We start from the raw sequence: 16,758 nt of genomic DNA, 5'->3' as shown, positions 1-16,758 counted from the left end.
TCAGCGCCGCCAGCCAACCGCCCCGGCCAGCCCCGCCCGTCGCGCTTGGTCAGCCCCACCAACCAACCGCCCCGGCCAGCCCCGCCCGTCGCGCTTGGTCAGCCCCACCAACCAACCGCCCCGGCCAGCCCCGCCCGTCGCGCTTGGTCAGGCCTGTCGGTTGCGCGCCGGCTCAGGTGGGTTGGCCGCGACCGGGTCGTCCTTGGGGAGGCGGAGGGGTACAGCGAACCACAGTAGGCCGAACAGCAGGACCGTGAAGCTGCCCGCGGCGATGAGGGCGGGGGTGCCGTAGACGACCTTGGCGATGAGGGCGACCGTGAGCGTGACCGTGCCGGCGAGGCAGCCGAAGCCGACGAGCACGACGCGGTTGCCGACGCGCAGGATCTCGTCGCGGCGGCCTGTGCGGAACAGCAGGCGGTGCCACGCCGCGGGCGCGGTGAGCAGCGCCGTGGCGGCGACCGCCAGCAGCACCGCGACCAGGTGCAGCCCCTTCACGAGCCCGCCGGCTGCCTGGAACCGGTCGGTGAACACGACCGCCAGCAGGAACCCCAGCAGGATCTGCACCCCGGCCTGCGCGACGCGTAGCTCCTGAAGCAGCTCGCCGACGTTGCGCTGCAGCTTCTGGTTGCGTGTCTCCCCGGTGTGCTCCACGTCGACGTTGTCGATGGCCCCGTCGGCCTCCACCGGTGGTGCACCGCCGGTGGTCGAACCGAGGCCTTCCCCACGGCGGAATTCGGCTCCTGCGGGGTCGGCGGAGGGCGGGTTGGCTCGGCGCTGCTCGTCGGGGTCAGTCATCGGTGTGCTCCAGAGTCGGCTTCGTGCCGAAACACTAAGCCCGACCCACCAGGCTCCGCCCTGCCCCGAACCTGGCCGACCGGCCCGTGGAGGATTCACCCGACGCTGTCCACGACGGGGGAAGTGATCACACGTTCGGGTGGCGCCCATGGCGTCGTGGTCCACGCGCTGGCTAGAGAATGACCATGCGAATCGCTCCCACACTCCTTTCCGCTGCTCTCGTCGCCGGCTTGGCCGGCCTCTCCGGCGCCACCGCCGACGCGGCCACCCCGGTGCACTTCACCTCCGTGCACGGCACCTTCACCGGGTACTCCCGTGGCGCCCACGCCGTGACCTACCGCACCGACCTCGTCCCGGGCGGCGCACAAGCCCACGTGTTCGGCACGTCCGCGCACACCACCGGCACCACGACCGCGCTCGTGGTCACCGGCCTGCTGCCGAACCACCAGTACGGCGCCCACGCCCACGCGAACGCGTGCGGCCCCAGCGGCGACGACGCCGGCCCGCACTTCCAGCACACACCGGACCCGGTGAAGCCGTCGGTGGACCCCACCTACGCGAACCCGCGCAACGAGATCTGGCTCGACTTCACCACCGACCATTTCGGCACGGGCCACGCCAAGTCCACTGTGGACTGGACGTTCGGCTCACGACGCGCACACTCCGTGGTGATCCACGAAACACACACGCACACCGACGCCGGTCACGCCGGAACCGCAGGCGCACGGCTGGCCTGCCTGGACGTCGCCTTCTGACCTAGAACCCCCAAGAGCGCTCCGGGACGATGCGGACGCGCACCGAGAACGACGCGTCGAACGCGGCCGCGTCGGCGTATCCGACGCCGGCGTAGGACGGCTCGTATTTCTCGAGGTAGCCCGGCGCTTCGGAGGGTTTGCCCTCGTCGACTTGGGCGCGGCCGTTGACGACGAGGATGCTTCCGCCGTTCTGGTCGCTGTTGAGGTGGAAGCTCACCTCCGGGTTGCCGGCGATGTGGCGGAGTTTGGCGGTGTCGGGCTGGCTGAACACCAGGATGTCGTCGCCGTCGAGGACGAACCACACCGGACGTGGTGCGGGACGTCCCCTCGGCGTGATGGTGGTCAGCCAGCCCACGGGCTCGCCGGCGCGCTTGATCAGGTTCGGGTCGGGTGTGTACTGCATCTTCGGTCTCCCCTCGGAAGTGGTGAGATCAAGAGAACCACAACCCACCGACAGTTTCCGCTAGCGCGAGGCGACCATTCGCGCATATCGGCTCCCTGCAAGCAAAAGAACGAGACCGGCGCCGAGAAATGCACCCACTCGGGCGAGCCCGTCGAGCGCCGCGAGGTCGAACAGAACCAGCTTCGCGACCGCTGCGGCAACCAGCACGAGACCTACCACGCGAAGCGCGACGACAGCGATACCGCGGAGAAGCAGGACGAGGGCGGCGACCGTCCAGGAGACGGTGATCAACGCGTGGCCCAGCAGGAAACCGGACCGGCCGGGAACCGCCAGCAGTGCCACGCACAGGACCAGGCCGGCTGCGCCGTAGAGCGCGGCGAGGCCGCCCGGAAGCCACGGCAAAAGCTTGCTGGGATTGAGGGTTTCGAGCCGCACGGCGGCCCAGGTCAACGCGATCGCGGCGCCCAGCATGAGCGCGGCCGCGGCGAGTGCGGCGAGCAGGTCCGCGGTCGTGTGCGCTCGTGGGACAACGAGGATCGCGGGCGGCACGTCCACGACGATCGCGACGAGCCCGCCGATCACCGCGAAAGCCAGCGAACCCCCTAGCACGAAACGGTTCTTCGTGTACCGAGCGGCGAACGCGAGCGCCAGCGCTTCACCCAGCAGCACCGCACCCCCGTCGAATTCCGTGACCGTGGCCTGCAAAGCGGCGACGAGGCCGGCGACGCCTGCGACCGTACCGGCTTGACCGCGCACGAACGGCCATTTCGCGACAAGGACAACCGCCACCGCACCCGCCAAAAGTGCCGCCTGCGTCTTCGGAAGCACCATCGCGGCGGCCAACACGGGTAGTGGCGCGACGGCGAGCACGGCCAGCAAGGTCGGATCGTTTTCCTTGCGGCGCAACATGATCAACGAGATGGCGGCGCTCACGAAACCGGTGGCCACGGCGACGCCGGCGTTCTGCGTGTGCAGCACTGTGCCGATCAGCGACGCTGTCAAGGGTGGAATCGCCGAAGTGAGCGAAAGGGACCACCACGACCGTCGCAACTGGACGGGCACCGTCGAGATCTGGATGATGAGCAAGAAGGTCACGAGTTCCGGCGTGAAGCCCTGGGTGATCACGGGTGCGCACACGCCGCACGCGACGACGACGGAACTGGCGAGCAGAGGGGAATTCCACATGACGGCGAGCAACAGCCCGCCCACCGCGGTCACGAGCCCGACGGCGAGGCCGGCGGGGACGGGCAGGAACTCGTACAGGGAGGTGGCGGCTATCGCGTCGAGGTAGAGCGTCGCGATCCCTGTCGCGGCAAGGGCGAACGCACCAGTGCGCGCGGCCGGCTTGCGATGCAGCCACGCGCCCGTCCCGACGAGCGCGGCCCCGAACACGGCCCCCACGAGCACCCGCGGCAACGGCCCCAGCCACCCGCGCTGCACCGCGAGCACGAGCAGCAGCACAACACCCAGCAACGTCACGGCCCCACCGACCCACGCGAGCAACCGCGACCCGGCGCCCTCCTTGCCGAGCCGCTCGCTCAGGGTGGGCTGCGGGGTGTAGGTCGGGAAGGGGTTGGTCTGGGGGTAAGGCTGCTGCGCGTACGGCTGGGGTTCGGGCGGCGTCTGGTAGGCGTAGGCGCCGGGGTACGGCTGGTAGATGGGGCCGTAGGGCGCGTACGGCTGCGAGCCGGTCTGGGGCTGCTGGCCGCCCACATGAGGCGACGCCGTGCTCGTAGCGGCCTCCGTGGTCGGCTGCGAGCTGGCCTGCGGCGACTCGTCTCCTGCGGCTCGGTGGGTCGGCTGCGGAGTTGCCTGGGGTGACGCCGGGTGCGAGGCCTGCCGAGCGTGCGACGGCTGGCCACCTGGCTGCTGCGGACTGGACTGAGGTTCCAGCCGGCCACTTGCCACGGGCGAGGTCTGGTCCGGACCTGCCTCAGACCGGGTGCCGGGCTGTAGGGGATGCCCTGACTCGGGGTGCGCTGAGTCCGCGGCCGCGTGGGATTCCGTCGGGCCTGCCGGGTTTGTCGCAGCCTGAGTCGCCGCCGAAGCGGCGGCGGTGGCCGACGGCGCGTCGGGCTGGCCACGATGCGGAGCTGGCTGTGGGCCCGCGCCGGTGAGGTGTGCCGGTAGGTCGCCTTCGCTCATGCTGGGCTGCGCGGATGTGGCCGGCTGCGCGCTGACCTGCGGCTGCGTGGCGGTCGACGGAGAGGGTGGCCGGTCCGAGTCCGGTGCGGCCTCGGGCTGCGGTGCCTCGGCGGGCGTCGGCGGCTGCCCCGGCGGCACCGGTGGCTGGGAAGTGGGCTTGACCAGCGGGTTCACCGGCCCAGCCTGCGCAGCCGGGTCCGGGGGCGGCGTGGCGGGCGTTCCGGCTGTGCGGAGTTCGGTGCCGACGGCGGCGATGTGCCGGCCGAGGGCGTCGAGGGCGTCGGCGAGGCGGTGAAGCGTGGCGGCGTCCGTGGTCATGCGGTCAGGGTCGGGGATGGGTGGCGGTGATCGGATCCGTAGCACTACTCAACCCCGGACACGGGACGGTTGCGATCACCCCGGGCTAGTCTTCGCGGCGCAGGCCCAGCGACGAGGAGTGGCGTGGACGATCAGCTGCTGGACGACCTCGCCGAGCTGGCCGAGGTGCTCCGGCCGCACAAGCCGGGTGTGGCGACGTTCCTCCGGACGCACCACGAACGGCTCGTGCAGGCGCCGACCCGGCTCGAGCGGCGACGGGCGCTGAGGTCGTTGCTCGGGCTGTTCCGCGGTGCGGCGGGAAGCTTCAACGACGTCTCCCTCCACGACCACGGCGACCTCCTGCCCGAGAACGCGCGCATGGAGGAACTCCGGGCGGCGGTCGCGCGGCAGGCTCGTGAGGAGCTGGACCGCCGCTGATCCCGGACGCGGGCGGCGGATAAGAGAGGCTGAGACCACGCCGGACCTGGCCGAGTCGCTGGCGTTCTTCCCGTGCAGGGAACGTGGAGACATCGGCCGAGCACGGCCTGCGAGCCGGGCAGGCGGCCATCGGGGGCAGCCGTGGCGATCTGGACCACCGAGCACCAACACGAGCCCCAACCGGACAGCAGCTTCCTCGCGAATAGAGGCGAAGGCGCAGCAGCGGCCGCCGTCCGAGTCCCGAACACAAGCCGCCCCGGGCTACCCGCCACACGCGGGCCGGCGGGTAGCCCAGCGACCGTCAGCCGGCCTGAGCGATCACCTCGTCCATCGTCGCCATGATCGAGATGGTTTCGTCGAGCGGCATCAGCGGGCTCTCCAGCGCGCCGGCCGCCAGGAGGCGGGCGACCTCGTCGGCCTGGTGGCGCAGGCCGCGGCCGGGGTCGGTGTGGGTGTGGCGGACGGGGGTGCCGCCGCGTGGGGTGACGGTGAAGGAAGCCGGGGCGTAGAAGGCGCCTTCGATGTCCAGGCGCGCGTCGGTGCCGACGATGGAGGCGGTGGTGCCCGACGCGGCGCGGAGGGTGCAGTTGAGGACCGCGTGGGCGCCGCTGTCGTAGCCGAAGAGCATGGACGTCTGGGCGTCGACGCCGGTGAAGGCCGGCGAGCCGATCGAGGCCACGCGCGACGGCGTCCCGAGGATCATCGACGCGAACGAAACCGGGTAGACGCCCAGGTCGAGCAGTGCGCCGCCGCCGAGGGCCGGGGCGAAGAGGCGGAAGTCGGCGTCCTCGGCGAACCATTGGCCGTGGTCGGCGGAGACGGTGACGATGTCGCCGAGCTCCGGGAGCAGGCTGCGGACGTGGTGGATGTGCGGCAGGAAGCGCGTCCACATCGCTTCCATCAGGAACAGTCCGCGTTCACGGGCGAAGGAGACCAGCGAACGGGCCTCGTCGGCGTTCATCGTGAACGGCTTCTCCACCAGCACCGGCTTGCCGGCGGACAGCGCGAGCATGGCGTTGTCGTGGTGCATCGGGTGCGGGGTCGCGACGTAGACGGCGTCGACCTCGGGGTCCGCGGCCAGGGCTTCGTAACTGCCGTGGCGGGTGGGGATGCCGAGGCGATCGGCGAACGCGTCGGCGGTCTCGCGGCTGCGCGAGCCGACGGCGGAGACCACACCCGAATCCGTGAGCTTCAGGTCCTCCGCGAAGGCACCGGCGATGCCGCCCGTACCCATGATTCCCCAGCGCAGCATGCGTCCTCCACGTTCTCGCCCGAAACTGTCGGACCGAAGACATACCATCGACCCCACCGAACGGAGGAGCCGCCATGACCACGCTCGCCAACCGCCCGAAGACCGGCCTGCTCGTGATCGACGTGCAGAACGGCGTGGTCGACCACGCCCACGAGCGTGACAAGGTCGTCGCCAACATCGGCGCGCTCGTCGACAAGGCGCGCGCCGCCGACGTCGACGTGGTGTGGGTGCAGCACAACAGCGAACAGATGCCTCGCGACAGCGAGAAGTGGCGGTACGTGCCGGAGCTCGTCCGGAACGACTCGGAAGCGTTGGTGCAGAAGGCGTACCCGGATTCGTTCGAGGACACCGACCTCGAGTCCGTGCTGGCTGAGCGCGGCATCGGGCGCCTGTTCGTCTCGGGCGCGCAGACCGACGAGTGCATCCGCTCGACGCTCCACGGCGCCATCGCGCGCGGCTACGACGCCACCCTGGTGGGCGACGCGCACACCACCGAAGACCTCTCCGAGTACGGCGCGCCGACGCCCGACAAGGTCATCGCGCACACGAACCTGTACTGGAACTACCACGCGGCACCCGGCCGGAAGGCCGGCACGGTCACCACCGAGGAGGTCGACTTCACGGCCTGACCTGCGCGAAGTCAGAACACCTCCACTGTCGAGACCCTCGGCAGGCCGGCGAGCGCCGGCTCGTCGTCCTCGACCGCGGCCAGCACGGCCGCCTCGGCGAGGCCGGCTCGTCGGCACAGTTCCACCGCCGCTTCCGCCACGCCCGTGCAGCCGGTGCGGGCCAGGATCGGAACGACGTGGCCGGGCCGGGTGAGGTCGGTCCACGTCGTGGCCGGAGCCGCGAGGGTGCGCGCGGTCAGGGCCCGGTCGTGGGCGGAGATTCCGGTGGTGATGCCGTCGGCGGCGTCCACGGAGACGGCGAACGGCGGGCAGTCGGTGTCGTCGGCGGGCAGCAGCGGGATGCGCAGCGCGCGCAACCGCTCGCGTGGGAGAGCGACGCAGGCGAACCCGCTGGTGTAGCGGATGAGGAAGGCCATCGACGCGGTGGTCACCAGCTCGGCCGGGAGGACCAGGCAGTCGTCGAGCCGCACCGGTTCGCCGCGGCCCAGGGCCGCGAGCGCTCCGACGTCCAGATCGGCGGCGAGGCTCATCAGCCCAGGTAGTCCGTGATCGCGGCGAGGGTGTCGTCCTGGTACTCCAGGAGCATGGCGTGGCCACCCCGAGGCAGGACGCGCAGGGAAGCGTTCGGCAGCAGCGAAGCCATTTCCACGGACTGCGACACGGGCGTCAGGACGTCTTCGGCACCGGCCAGCACGAGCGTCGGGGTCAGCGCCGACGGCAGGTCCGGGCGGGAGTCGTAGACGCGCAGGCCCGCGGCTTGCGCTTCGAAGCCTTCCAGCGACGTCGGGTACGGGTCTTCCGCGGCCAGTTTCGCTTGGGCGGCAAGGGTTTCGTGGTCCGACAACACTCGGGCGGTGAAGGCCCACGCCATGCCGATCACGCCGACGGCCAGCGGGTCGACGTCGGCGCGGCGGAGCGCGAGGCCGGCGTCGAGCCACGCGTGCTGGATGGGGGTGTACGACGGGAAACCGTTGAGCAGCACGGCTTTCGACAGGACCGAACCGTGGCGGATCAGCATCGACTGCAGCACCGACGCGCCCAGCGACCAGCCCACGGCGGCGACCGGGCCGAGGTCCAGGTACTCCACGAGCGCGGCCGCGTCGTCGGCCAGCGTGTCCACCGAGTACGGACCCGGGGGCACGGCGCTGCGGCCGACACCCCGGTTGTCGAAGGTGATCACGGTGAACCGGCGGCTCAGTTCGGGCACCGCGCCCGCCCACGCGCTCGAGTTGGCGCCGAGGCCGGCGATGAGCAGCAGTGGCGGGCCTTCGCCCGCGGTGTCGTAGCGGAGGGTCACGCCGTTCACGGTCGCTGTCGCCAAGGTGCACCGTCCTCTCGAAGACACGAGCATCCGGCCGCGCCGGGTCGCGCGACAACAGGAGGATGTACACGAGCCGCACATCGGACGTGGGTGAACGCACACGCACTGCGCCATCCAGCGGCTTTTGGTCGACGGGGCCGGACATCTGTGGTCAAGATGTCAACAGGCACCGAGGAGACGAGATGGACAACACCAACGGCGGTGTGACCACCACGGAACAGGACCTGGCCAGGCTGCTGCACCTGCTCGCCGACGAAACCGGCGCGACGGGCGAGTTCGACCGGCTCGGCGAGGACCTGGCGGGCGAGGGCGATGGGGAGCTCGTCGCCCTCACGCTGACCAGGGCCGCGCGCATCCGCGGACTGCTCGCCGACCGCAAGCGCCGCGAGCGCGAGATGCAGGCGCTGCTGGACACGGCCAGTGATCTCGCCTCGGTGCGCGAGGTCGACGCCGCGCTCGACGCGATCGTCGCCCGCGCGCGCCGGCTGCTCGGCACCGACGCCGCATACATGGCGCTCGTCGATCCGGAGACGGGCGACGCGTACATGCGCGTCACGCTCGGCACGATCACGCGGCCCATCGAATCGCTGCGGCAGCCGCCCGGGTACGGCGTCGGCGGCTGGGTCGCGCAGGAAGGCCGCCCGTTCGCCACCGCCAACTACCTGCGCGACAACCGGATTCGCCGCAAGCACTCCGTCGCGTCGGCCGTGGCGGAGGACGGGATCGTGAGCATCCTCGGCGTCCCGATGCGCGTGGGTTCGGAAGTGATCGGCGTGCTGTTCGGAGCCAACCGCGACGAGCGAACATTCGCACAATCCGAGATCGACCTGCTGGGCTCGCTCGCGGATCACGCGGCGATCGTGTTGGAAAACGCACGCCTCTTCGCAGCCACCAAGGCCACCGCCGAGGAGCTGACGGTCGCCAACGACCAGCTCGCCCGCCACAACAAAGCCCTCGAACAGGCAGCGACCGCCCACGAACAGCTGATGGCGATGGTCCTGCGCCGCGCCGACCTGGCCGAACTGGTGGCCGCCGTCGCCGAGACCCTCGACGGCGCGGTCCTCGCCGCCGAACCCGACGGGACGCCGCTGGCCAAGGCCGGCCCGGCGGAGCTGCTGGATCGGCTGCCGGACCTGCCGCCGGTCGCCGCGGAGGTTGCCGGGACGGACCTGGTGGACGGCCCCGCCGATCGGGCCGCGCTGCCGACGGAGTCCGGAAGCGAGCAGGGCAGGAGCATCGGTGAATCCGGGCCGACCAACGAACCCGGACCTGGCCGGGTGCGGGATTTGGGGCGGCGCGCGTGGACGGTGCCCGTGCGGGCTGGGGGTGAAACGTTCGGGCATCTGGTGTTCTCGGGGCGCGCGGAGCCGTTGGACACCGACAAGCGGATCCTCGAGCGGTCGGCGCAGACGGCGGCGTTGTTGTTGCTCGTCGAACGTCAGATGTCCGCGGCCGAACAGCAGGTGCGCGGGCAGGTGGTGGACGAGTTGCTTGCCGAACGCGAGCCGGATTGGGCGGCGTTGCGGCGGCGCGCGAAGGTGTCGGGTGCGATCGATTTCGCCGTGCGGCAGACGGTGCTCGTGGTTTCGGCCGGCGGCACCACCAGGCGGCGGCTGCTGAGGGCCGCAGCCGACTACGTCCGGGCGCACGGGGGTGTGGCGACCGAGCACGGTGGGCACGTCGTGCTGGTGCTCCCCCGCGCCGACGCGACGGCCGCCGTGAGAGCCGCGCGGAGGCACCTCGAGCGCGCGACCGGCGGCACGGTCACCGCGGGCGTGGCGGGACCCGCCGCGACCGCGCCCGCCGTGCGGAGCCTGCACCGGGAAGCCGAGCGCTGCCACCGGTTGCTCGTCGCGCTCGGGCGAGCGGGCACGGCCGCCAGCCTGGCCGACCTCGGTGTGCTCGGCCTGGTGCTCGACGGCGCCTCCCGCGAACACGTCCGCCGCCTCGTCGAGGACAACGCCGGCGCGATCCTGAGCTACGACGACGAACACGGCTCTCTGCTGGCCGAAACCCTCGACGGCTACTTCGCCGCCGGCGAGAACCCCCGCGCCGCCGCGCGCCGGCTGCAGGTGCACGCCAACACCGTCTACCAGCGCCTCGACCGCGTCGACCAGGTGCTCGGGCACCGCCGTTGGCGTGAGCCCGCGGGTGCCCTCACGCTACGCATCGCCCTGCAGCTCCGGCGCGTAATCGACCAGATCCCGGTGGTGGTGTCATGACAGCGGAAGCGCTCACCAGGTCCACAGTGGACAACCCTGCCGAAGCCCTCGCCCACCTCACCTTCCTGCTCGCCGAAGAGGCGCCGGCCACTGATTTCGAGGCGGTCGAGGCCCACGTCCGGGCGCTTCCCGAAGGCGGCCGGAAGAACCTGCTGCGGCAAGCGATTGCGGATGCCCGGACCGTCCGCGGCATCCTCGCCCGCCGCGCACAACGCGAACGCGAAACCCAAGCCCTGTACGAAACCGCGCGCGACCTGACCTCGCTGCGAGACGTCGACGAGGTGCTCAGTGCCATCGTCGACCGCGTCCGCCGGCTCCTGGCCACCGACTCCACCTACATCGCCCTCATCGACGACGATACCGGCGACGCCTACATGCGCGTCACCTCCGGCACGGTCACCGCGCCGATCCGCTCAGTGCGCCAACGGCCCGGCTCGGGCGTCGGCGGCCGGGTGATCGCCACTGGACGTCCGTTCGCCACCACCAACTACCTCACCGACCCCCGCATCCACCGCGAAACGCACGTCGCGAGCGCCGTCGGAGAAGACGGCGTGGTGAGCATCGCCGGTGTGCCGATGAAACTCGGGCAACGCGTGATCGGCGCCTTGTTCGCAGCCGATCGCCACGAGCGAACATTCGATCAACACGACATCGCTTTGTTGACCTCGCTTGCGCACCACGCGTCCGTGGTGATCGACAACGCGCGCCTGTTCGGCCAGCTCGGCAGCACGACGGAGGAGCTGCGCGAAACCCACGCGCAGATGTCCGAACAACGCCACGCGCTCGAACTCGCCGGCGCCGCCCACGAGCTCCTGGTGCCGCTCGCGCTCGCGGGCGCCGGCCTCGGCGAAGTCGCCGACACGATGGCACGGCTGCTCGACGGCACCGTCGCCCTCGAGACCGGCACCGACCGCGTCGCCGCCACCGCGCCCGGCGGGATCCCGGTCGAGGCCGTGTTCCGCGCCGGCACCGTCGTCCCGCTGCGCGCCGGCGGCGAAACACACGGGCGGCTGTACTTCGGGCGCACCCAGCCCCTGACCGAAACCGAACTCGGCACCCTCGAACGCGCGGCACAAACCGCAACACTCCTGGTACTTCTCGAACGCCAAACGGCAACAGTCGAACAAGACCTGCGCCACGAGCTGGTGGAAGACCTCCTCGGCGACCGCGAACCCGACTGGGACTCCATCACACGGCGTGCGAAAAGATTCACGGTTCTGGTGGAAAACGAACCGCACGTGATCGTGGTGGTCTCAGGCGATGCGCAAGAACTCACATCCGCCGCCGAATGCGTCGCCACCCGGCGCGGCGGCCTCGCGAGCGAAGTGGACGGTCACCTCGTCCTGATCCTCCCCGGGTGTGACGCCGGCGCCATCGCCCGGGCCGTCGCGACCGAGCTCGACTCGAGCACCCCCGTCACCGCCGGAGCCGCCGGCCCAGCTCACGACCTCCCGGCGTTGCGCACCACCCACCACCAGGCCCTGCGCTGCCACCGTCTCCTCCTGGCCCTCGGCCGGGAAGGCAGCGGCGCGGGCCTCGACGAACTCGGCGTGGTCGGCGTCGTGCTCGACAACGTCGGCCCCGACCAACTGCGCCGCGTCGTCCGCCGCGCCCTGGGACCGCTGCTCGACTACGACGCCGAACACCGCTCGTCCCTGCTCGCCACCGTCGAGTGCTACTTCGACCGCGGCCAGAGCCCGCCCGCCGCGGCCCGCGCGCTCGGCATCCACGTCAACACGCTCTACCAGCGCCTCGACCGCATCGACCACGTGCTCGACGGTGCCGGCTGGCGCGATCCGGAAAACACCCTCGACCTGCAGGTCGCCCTGCAGCTCTACCGGCTCATGCCGGACCCCGCCGCGCCCGCTCCCGCAGCACGAACTTCTGCACCTTCCCCGTCGACGTCTTCGGCAGCTCACCGAACTCCACCGACTTCGGCGCCTTGAACCGCGCCAGCCGCGACCGCACGTGGGCGACGATCTCCTCCTCCGTCGCCGACGCGCCGGCGTGGAGCGTCACGTACGCCGCCGGCACCTCACCCCAGTGCTCGTGCGGCGCGGCGACCACCGCGACCTCCAGCACGGCCGGGTGGTCCGCGATCGCCTGCTCCACCTCGACGGACGCGATGTTCTCACCGCCGGAGATGATCACGTCCTTGCTGCGGTCGCGTAGTTCCACGTATCCGTCGGGATGGAGAACGCCCAGATCACCGGTGCGGAACCAGCCGTCCGGTGCCGCCGCGCGCGTCGCCTCGGGGTCTTTGAGGTAGCCGAGCATCACGTTGTTGCCCCGCAACGCGATCTCGCCGACCGTCACGCCGTCGGCGGGCACGTCCACCCCGTCGGTCCCGATCACCCGCACGACACACGCGATCATGTTCCCCACGCCCTGGCGCGCCTTCATCCGCGCCTGAGCCGTCGTGTCGAGATCGTTCCACTCCGGACGCCAGTCGCAGATCATGGCCGGGCCGAAGGTTTCCGTGAGCCCGTACAGGTGCGTCACGTCGAACCCCAGCTCACCCATGCGCCGCAGGATCGCCGGAGACGGTGGTGCACCGCCGGTCGCCACACGCACCGTTGGTGTGACTCGCACAGCTTCTTGTGCGTAAGCCAACATCGACAACACCGTGGGCGCACCGTTGAGGTGGGTGACTCCCTCCTCGCGGATCAGCCGCCACACCTCGTCGGGCTCGACCTTCGGCAGGCACACGTGCGTCGCCGCCGCTGCGGTGACGGCCCACGGGAAACACCAGCCGTTGCAGTGGAACATCGGGAGTGTCCACAAATGCACAGAAGATGGTGACAATCCCACGTGACCTACCATCGCCAACGCCTGCAGGTACGCGCCGCGGTGGTGATACAACACGCCCTTCGGCCGGCCGGTGGTGCCGGACGTGTAGTTGATCGACAGCACGGCCCGCTCGTCGTCGGGTGTCAACGCCAGCGGAGCAGCGGTCGCGAGCAGCGCCTCGTACTCCTCCCCGGCCCGGATCCGCCGCACCCCGCCGACGCTCGAGAGCACCTCGTCCACCAGCGGGTCGAACACCGGATCGTGCACGAGCACCGACGCCTCGGAGTGCTCCAGGATGTACGCGACCTCGCGCGCCGACAGCCGCGTGTTCACCGCCACCAGCGGCACTCCCGCCCAGGGCACACCGAAGTTGGCCTCCAGCAACACGTGCGTGTTCGGCGCCAGCACCGCCACCGGACGCCCGCCGGCCAACGGCGCCAGCACCCCCGCCAGCCGACGGCACCGGTCGTGCAGCTCCGCGTACGTCCACCGAGAAGCACCGTCGACCACCGCGACCCGGGAGCCGTGCGCCGCCGCCGCGCGGTCCAGATAGGACAGTGGCGTCAGGGGTTCGAACGATAGCTCCATCAGGCGACCCGCGCCCCGGCGACAAGACCCGCGAACCGCACCACCTCGTCGGCCACCAGGTGCAGCTGCTGTACCACCCGTGGCTGGTCACACACACCGTCGGCGAACTGCGTCTCCAGTGAGTTCACCACCGCGCCGTAGGGCGTGACCCAGCCGCGCAACGCGTGGACCACCGCCCGCAACGCGCCCAGCGTCGTCACCCCCGCCTGCCATCCGTGCGCCGCCACGACGAGCCCGACGGCCCGGTCGGCGAGGTAGGACAACGGATCCTCACGCATGTCCTCCACGTAGTCCAGAGCGTTCTTGACCAGCCCCGACATCGACCCGTGGTAGCCGGGTGACGCGATGATCACGCCGTCGGCGCGCCGCAGGTGCTCGACCAGCTCACGCGCCACCGCGCCGCCGTCGCCGCCCGGCGCGTACATCGGCAGCTGGGCCAACGACGCCCCGGCGAACGCGTGCGTGATCGCGCCCAGCTCCTCCGCGTGCCGCAACGCGATCCGCAGCGACTGCTCACTCGACGATCCGGGGCGCACGGTCCCCCCGAGGCCCACGATGTGCAGCTGTCCAGCTCGTTCCACGACCCACCACCCGTCACTCGCGCTGACTTGGCCACTTCATCGTCAGCGGCGCCCGGGCACGGCGGCAATGGGAATCCGCACATGCCGCGGGCCCGCAGCGCGCACGAACTTCCGTTGTCGCACCCTCGTGCCGCAGGTCACAGTCGAGCCCATGGTCATGGCACTGGAGAACAAGATCGCCGTCGTCACGGGCGGCGCGAGCGGCATCGGCCGGGCCACCGCGGTGCGCTTCGCGCGCGAGGGCGCACACGTGGTGATCGGCGACGTGCAAGATGCGAGCGAAACCTTACGGCTGGTGGAAGAAATCGGCCAAAAGGCTGTGTACAAACGAACAGACACCACCAGCGAAGCCGACTGCGACGCCCTCGTCGCCGCGGCGGTGGCCGAGTTCGGCCGGGTCGACGTCGGCGTGGCGGCCGCCGGCATCGCGACCGCGGCGGGGATGAGCAACGTCGAGACCCGCGCGCAGAACGGCGACGCGACACACGTGGTGAACCTGGCGACGGAGGCGTTCCGGCGGGTGCTGGACGTCAACGTGCTGGGCGTGATGATGACCGACCGCGCGCTCGCCCGGCAGATGCTCGAACAGGGTGACGGGGGTTCGATCATCAACATCGCCTCGAGCGCCGCGAAGATCCCTTTGGCCGGCGCGGCGCCCTACTGCACGTCGAAGGCCGGCGTCTGGATGCTCACCAAGGTCCTCGGCCTCGAGCTCGCCACCACCGGCGTGCGCGTGAACGCCGTGGGCCCCGGCTACACGGCGACGCCGATGATCGCCGGCATCGAGGACAACGAGGCGGCCTACTCCTCGGCGATGAGCATCACGCCGATGAACCGCCTCGGCACCCCTGAAGAGCAGGCGAACGCGGTGCTGTGGCTCGCGTCCGCCGAATCGTCGTTCGTCACCGGCCAGATGCTGCACCCGGCGGGCGGCCAGTTCACCGACTAGCGGAATGGAGGTTCCCGCATGACAACGCTGGACATCGCAGGCATCGGGCGGTTCGAGGTCGACCTCTGGGAGGACGGCAGCGGATCGCCCCTGTTGTACCTGCACGGGTACGAGCGCCACCCCGGCGCCGCCGGCTTCCTGAAGCGCCTTGCCGAATCCCGGCGGGTGCTCGCGCCCGAACTGCCGGGCTACGGCAAGTCGACCGGGTTCGAGCATTTCACCGACGTGCTCGACGTCGCCCTGTTCCACCGCGCACTGGTCAGTTCTTGGGGTCTGGAGCAGGTGGACGTCGTCGGGCACTCGCTCGGCGGGATGTTCGCGGCCGAACTCGCCGTGATCGCTCCCCAACTCGTACGACGGCTGGTGTTGGTGGATCCGTTCGGAATCTGGCTCGACGACCAGCCTTCACTCGACCCGTTCGGCGCGGCCGCCGACGTGAAGGCCGCCAAGTGGCACGCCGGCCCGCCCGAGCAGGAGCCGACGAACTTCGTGCCCGACCCCGAAGACCCCCACGCAGGAATCCTGTTCTCCGCCCGCAACCTCGGCTCGGCCACCAAGTTCATGTGGCCCATCGCCGAACGCGGCCTCCGGCGCCGGCTGCCGCTGATCTCCGCGCCGACGCTGGTGGTCAACGGCGCGTCCGACGGCCTCGTGACCACCGCGTACGCCGAGGAGTTCGCACGGCTCGTGCCCGACGCCAAGGTCACCGTGATCGACGAGGCCGGGCACTACCCGATGGTCGAGCAGGAAGACGAGTTCGTGTCCGTGGTCACCGCTTTCCTGGATTCCTGAGAGGACGTCGAAATGGGCAGGGTAGACGGCAAGGTCGCACTGGTCACCGGAGGCGCGGCGGGCATCGGCCGCGAGACCGCGTACACGCTCGCGCGTGAAGGCGCGTCCGTGGTGGTCGCGGACATCAACGAGGACGGCGCCAAGCTGGTGGCCGAGAAGATCGGGGACACGGCGAGCGCCGTGCGCTTCGACGCCACCGATCAGCAGTCCATTGAGGACATGGTCGCCGCGGTGATCGAACGCCACGGGCGCGTGGACGTGATCCACAACAACGCCGCGCTGGTCGGGCCCGACGCGTGGTTCGGTGACACCACGGTGATCGACACCGACATCGCGCTGTGGGACCGGGCGTTCGCCACGAACGTGCGGAGCATCTTCCTGGTGTGCAAATTCGCACTTCCGCACATGGTCGAGGCCGGCCACGGCGGTTCGATTGTGAACATGGCCTCGATCGGCGGACTGCGCGGGAGCACCGGGCTCACGGCGTACGGCACCACGAAGGCCGCCGTTGTCGGGTTGACGCGGTACATCGCGGCGCAGCACGGACGCCAGGGCATCCGCTGCAACGCGATCGCCCCGGGCGTGATCCAGACGCAGCAGCTGCTCGACGCGGTGCCCGACCTCCCGGAGCAGTCGCTGGCCGGCACCGCGTCACCGCGCGCCGGGCTGCCGTCCGACATCGCGAACATGGTGCTGTACCTGGCTTCCGACGAGTCGGCGTTCGTCAACGGCGAGACCTACCGCGTCGACGGCGGCTCCATGGCAGCGGGCTGAACCCCTACTCCTTCGAAAGGCAGGTAC

Annotated in this window: 16 protein-coding genes; 8 read left to right on the top strand and 8 right to left on the bottom strand. The window is 70.7% G+C overall.

The features are described from left to right. Window positions 1–147: 147 nt before the first annotated feature. A complete protein-coding gene (locus tag ACFY1H_RS04170; RefSeq protein ID WP_386944855.1) occupies window positions 148–651 on the bottom strand; it encodes a DUF6328 family protein in 504 nt (167 codons plus the stop codon). Between the two features lie 329 nt (window positions 652–980). Between ACFY1H_RS04170 and ACFY1H_RS04165 the strand changes: the two genes are divergently transcribed. Then, window positions 981–1,550, top strand: a complete 570-nt coding sequence (locus tag ACFY1H_RS04165; RefSeq protein WP_386944469.1) for a superoxide dismutase — start codon at window positions 981–983, stop codon at window positions 1,548–1,550. A gap of 1 nt (window position 1,551) precedes the next feature. Here ACFY1H_RS04165 and ACFY1H_RS04160 read toward each other — a convergent pair whose 3' ends face one another. Continuing rightward, window positions 1,552–1,953, bottom strand: a complete 402-nt coding sequence (locus ACFY1H_RS04160; RefSeq protein ID WP_366589752.1) for a TIGR03667 family PPOX class F420-dependent oxidoreductase — start codon at window positions 1,951–1,953, stop codon at window positions 1,552–1,554. Between the two features lie 60 nt (window positions 1,954–2,013). Then, window positions 2,014–3,666 carry a DUF2339 domain-containing protein gene (locus ACFY1H_RS04155; protein ID WP_386944467.1) on the bottom strand — a complete coding sequence of 551 codons (1,653 nt, stop codon included), beginning with the start codon at window positions 3,664–3,666 and terminating at the stop codon, window positions 2,014–2,016. An 873-nt stretch (window positions 3,667–4,539) separates the two neighbouring features. Between ACFY1H_RS04155 and ACFY1H_RS04150 the strand changes: the two genes are divergently transcribed. Next, window positions 4,540–4,833 carry a hypothetical protein gene (locus ACFY1H_RS04150; protein WP_366589757.1) on the top strand — a complete coding sequence of 98 codons (294 nt, stop codon included), beginning with the start codon at window positions 4,540–4,542 and terminating at the stop codon, window positions 4,831–4,833. A gap of 301 nt (window positions 4,834–5,134) precedes the next feature. On the opposite strand, the gene ACFY1H_RS04145 is transcribed toward ACFY1H_RS04150, so the two are convergent. Next, on the bottom strand, window positions 5,135–6,085 hold the full coding sequence (locus ACFY1H_RS04145; protein WP_386944465.1) for a Gfo/Idh/MocA family protein: 951 nt from the start codon (window positions 6,083–6,085) through the stop codon (window positions 5,135–5,137). Between the two features lie 74 nt (window positions 6,086–6,159). On the opposite strand from ACFY1H_RS04145, the gene ACFY1H_RS04140 reads away from it, so the two are divergent. Then, window positions 6,160–6,714, top strand: a complete 555-nt coding sequence (locus ACFY1H_RS04140) for an isochorismatase family protein (protein ID WP_386944463.1) — start codon at window positions 6,160–6,162, stop codon at window positions 6,712–6,714. An 11-nt stretch (window positions 6,715–6,725) separates the two neighbouring features. Here ACFY1H_RS04140 and ACFY1H_RS04135 read toward each other — a convergent pair whose 3' ends face one another. Then, window positions 6,726–7,244: a 3,4-dihydroxy-2-butanone-4-phosphate synthase gene (locus ACFY1H_RS04135; protein ID WP_366589764.1), complete on the bottom strand. Its 519-nt coding sequence runs from the start codon at window positions 7,242–7,244 to the stop codon at window positions 6,726–6,728. Next, window positions 7,244–8,035 carry an alpha/beta hydrolase gene (locus tag ACFY1H_RS04130; protein ID WP_366589766.1) on the bottom strand — a complete coding sequence of 264 codons (792 nt, stop codon included), beginning with the start codon at window positions 8,033–8,035 and terminating at the stop codon, window positions 7,244–7,246. Before ACFY1H_RS04130 ends, ACFY1H_RS04135 begins: the two co-directional genes overlap by 1 nt. A gap of 182 nt (window positions 8,036–8,217) precedes the next feature. On the opposite strand from ACFY1H_RS04130, the gene ACFY1H_RS04125 reads away from it, so the two are divergent. Beyond that, the gene (locus tag ACFY1H_RS04125) at window positions 8,218–10,257 is read left to right on the top strand and encodes a GAF domain-containing protein (protein ID WP_366589768.1); all 2,040 of its coding nucleotides are present in this window, start codon (window positions 8,218–8,220) and stop codon (window positions 10,255–10,257) included. After that, window positions 10,254–12,203, top strand: coding sequence for a helix-turn-helix domain-containing protein (locus ACFY1H_RS04120; protein ID WP_386944460.1), 1,950 nt, complete (start codon window positions 10,254–10,256; stop codon window positions 12,201–12,203). The genes ACFY1H_RS04125 and ACFY1H_RS04120 overlap by 4 nt, the downstream gene beginning before the upstream one ends. Here ACFY1H_RS04120 and ACFY1H_RS04115 read toward each other — a convergent pair. Beyond that, window positions 12,100–13,635 (bottom strand): AMP-binding protein, encoded by a 1,536-nt coding sequence (locus ACFY1H_RS04115; protein WP_386944458.1) that lies wholly within the window; start codon window positions 13,633–13,635, stop codon window positions 12,100–12,102. The genes ACFY1H_RS04120 and ACFY1H_RS04115 overlap by 104 nt on opposite strands. Beyond that, entirely contained in the window at window positions 13,635–14,216 is a 582-nt protein-coding gene (locus ACFY1H_RS04110; protein ID WP_386944457.1) for an NADPH-dependent FMN reductase, read from the bottom strand. Before ACFY1H_RS04110 ends, ACFY1H_RS04115 begins: the two co-directional genes overlap by 1 nt. Before the next feature lie 151 nt (window positions 14,217–14,367). On the opposite strand from ACFY1H_RS04110, the gene ACFY1H_RS04105 reads away from it, so the two are divergent. The 3 genes from ACFY1H_RS04105 to ACFY1H_RS04095 are packed head-to-tail and all read left to right on the top strand — an operon-like array spanning window position 14,368 to window position 16,731. Continuing rightward, on the top strand, window positions 14,368–15,165 hold the full coding sequence (locus ACFY1H_RS04105) for an SDR family oxidoreductase (RefSeq protein WP_366589779.1): 798 nt from the start codon (window positions 14,368–14,370) through the stop codon (window positions 15,163–15,165). Between the two features lie 18 nt (window positions 15,166–15,183). Then, window positions 15,184–15,957, top strand: a complete 774-nt coding sequence (locus ACFY1H_RS04100) for an alpha/beta hydrolase (protein WP_366589782.1) — start codon at window positions 15,184–15,186, stop codon at window positions 15,955–15,957. A 12-nt stretch (window positions 15,958–15,969) separates the two neighbouring features. Then, window positions 15,970–16,731 (top strand): SDR family NAD(P)-dependent oxidoreductase, encoded by a 762-nt coding sequence (locus tag ACFY1H_RS04095; RefSeq protein ID WP_386944455.1) that lies wholly within the window; start codon window positions 15,970–15,972, stop codon window positions 16,729–16,731. Window positions 16,732–16,758 lie beyond the last annotated feature (27 nt).

The organism is Amycolatopsis sp. NPDC001319 (assembly GCF_042896185.1).
Taxonomy (GTDB): domain Bacteria; phylum Actinomycetota; class Actinomycetes; order Mycobacteriales; family Pseudonocardiaceae; genus Amycolatopsis.
The sequence above is the reverse complement of the archived record's forward strand: the minus strand, read 5'-3'. Positions and strand labels throughout refer to the sequence as shown.

Bases quoted from the DNA above. Each gene is read 5' to 3' on its own strand.
- ACFY1H_RS04165 (WP_386944469.1), top strand. From the start codon at position 981: ATGCGAATCGCTCCCACACTCCTTTCCGCTGCTCTCGTCGCCGGCTTG.
- ACFY1H_RS04160 (WP_366589752.1), bottom strand. From the start codon at position 1,953: ATGCAGTACACACCCGACCCGAACCTGATCAAGCGCGCCGGCGAGCCC.
- ACFY1H_RS04145 (WP_386944465.1), bottom strand. From the start codon at position 6,085: ATGCTGCGCTGGGGAATCATGGGTACGGGCGGCATCGCCGGTGCCTTC.
- ACFY1H_RS04140 (WP_386944463.1), top strand. From the start codon at position 6,160: ATGACCACGCTCGCCAACCGCCCGAAGACCGGCCTGCTCGTGATCGAC.
- ACFY1H_RS04135 (WP_366589764.1), bottom strand. From the start codon at position 7,244: ATGAGCCTCGCCGCCGATCTGGACGTCGGAGCGCTCGCGGCCCTGGGC.
- ACFY1H_RS04125 (WP_366589768.1), top strand. From the start codon at position 8,218: ATGGACAACACCAACGGCGGTGTGACCACCACGGAACAGGACCTGGCC.
- ACFY1H_RS04120 (WP_386944460.1), top strand. From the start codon at position 10,254: ATGACAGCGGAAGCGCTCACCAGGTCCACAGTGGACAACCCTGCCGAA.
- ACFY1H_RS04115 (WP_386944458.1), bottom strand. From the start codon at position 13,635: ATGGAGCTATCGTTCGAACCCCTGACGCCACTGTCCTATCTGGACCGC.
- ACFY1H_RS04105 (WP_366589779.1), top strand. From the start codon at position 14,368: ATGGTCATGGCACTGGAGAACAAGATCGCCGTCGTCACGGGCGGCGCG.
- ACFY1H_RS04100 (WP_366589782.1), top strand. From the start codon at position 15,184: ATGACAACGCTGGACATCGCAGGCATCGGGCGGTTCGAGGTCGACCTC.
- ACFY1H_RS04095 (WP_386944455.1), top strand. From the start codon at position 15,970: ATGGGCAGGGTAGACGGCAAGGTCGCACTGGTCACCGGAGGCGCGGCG.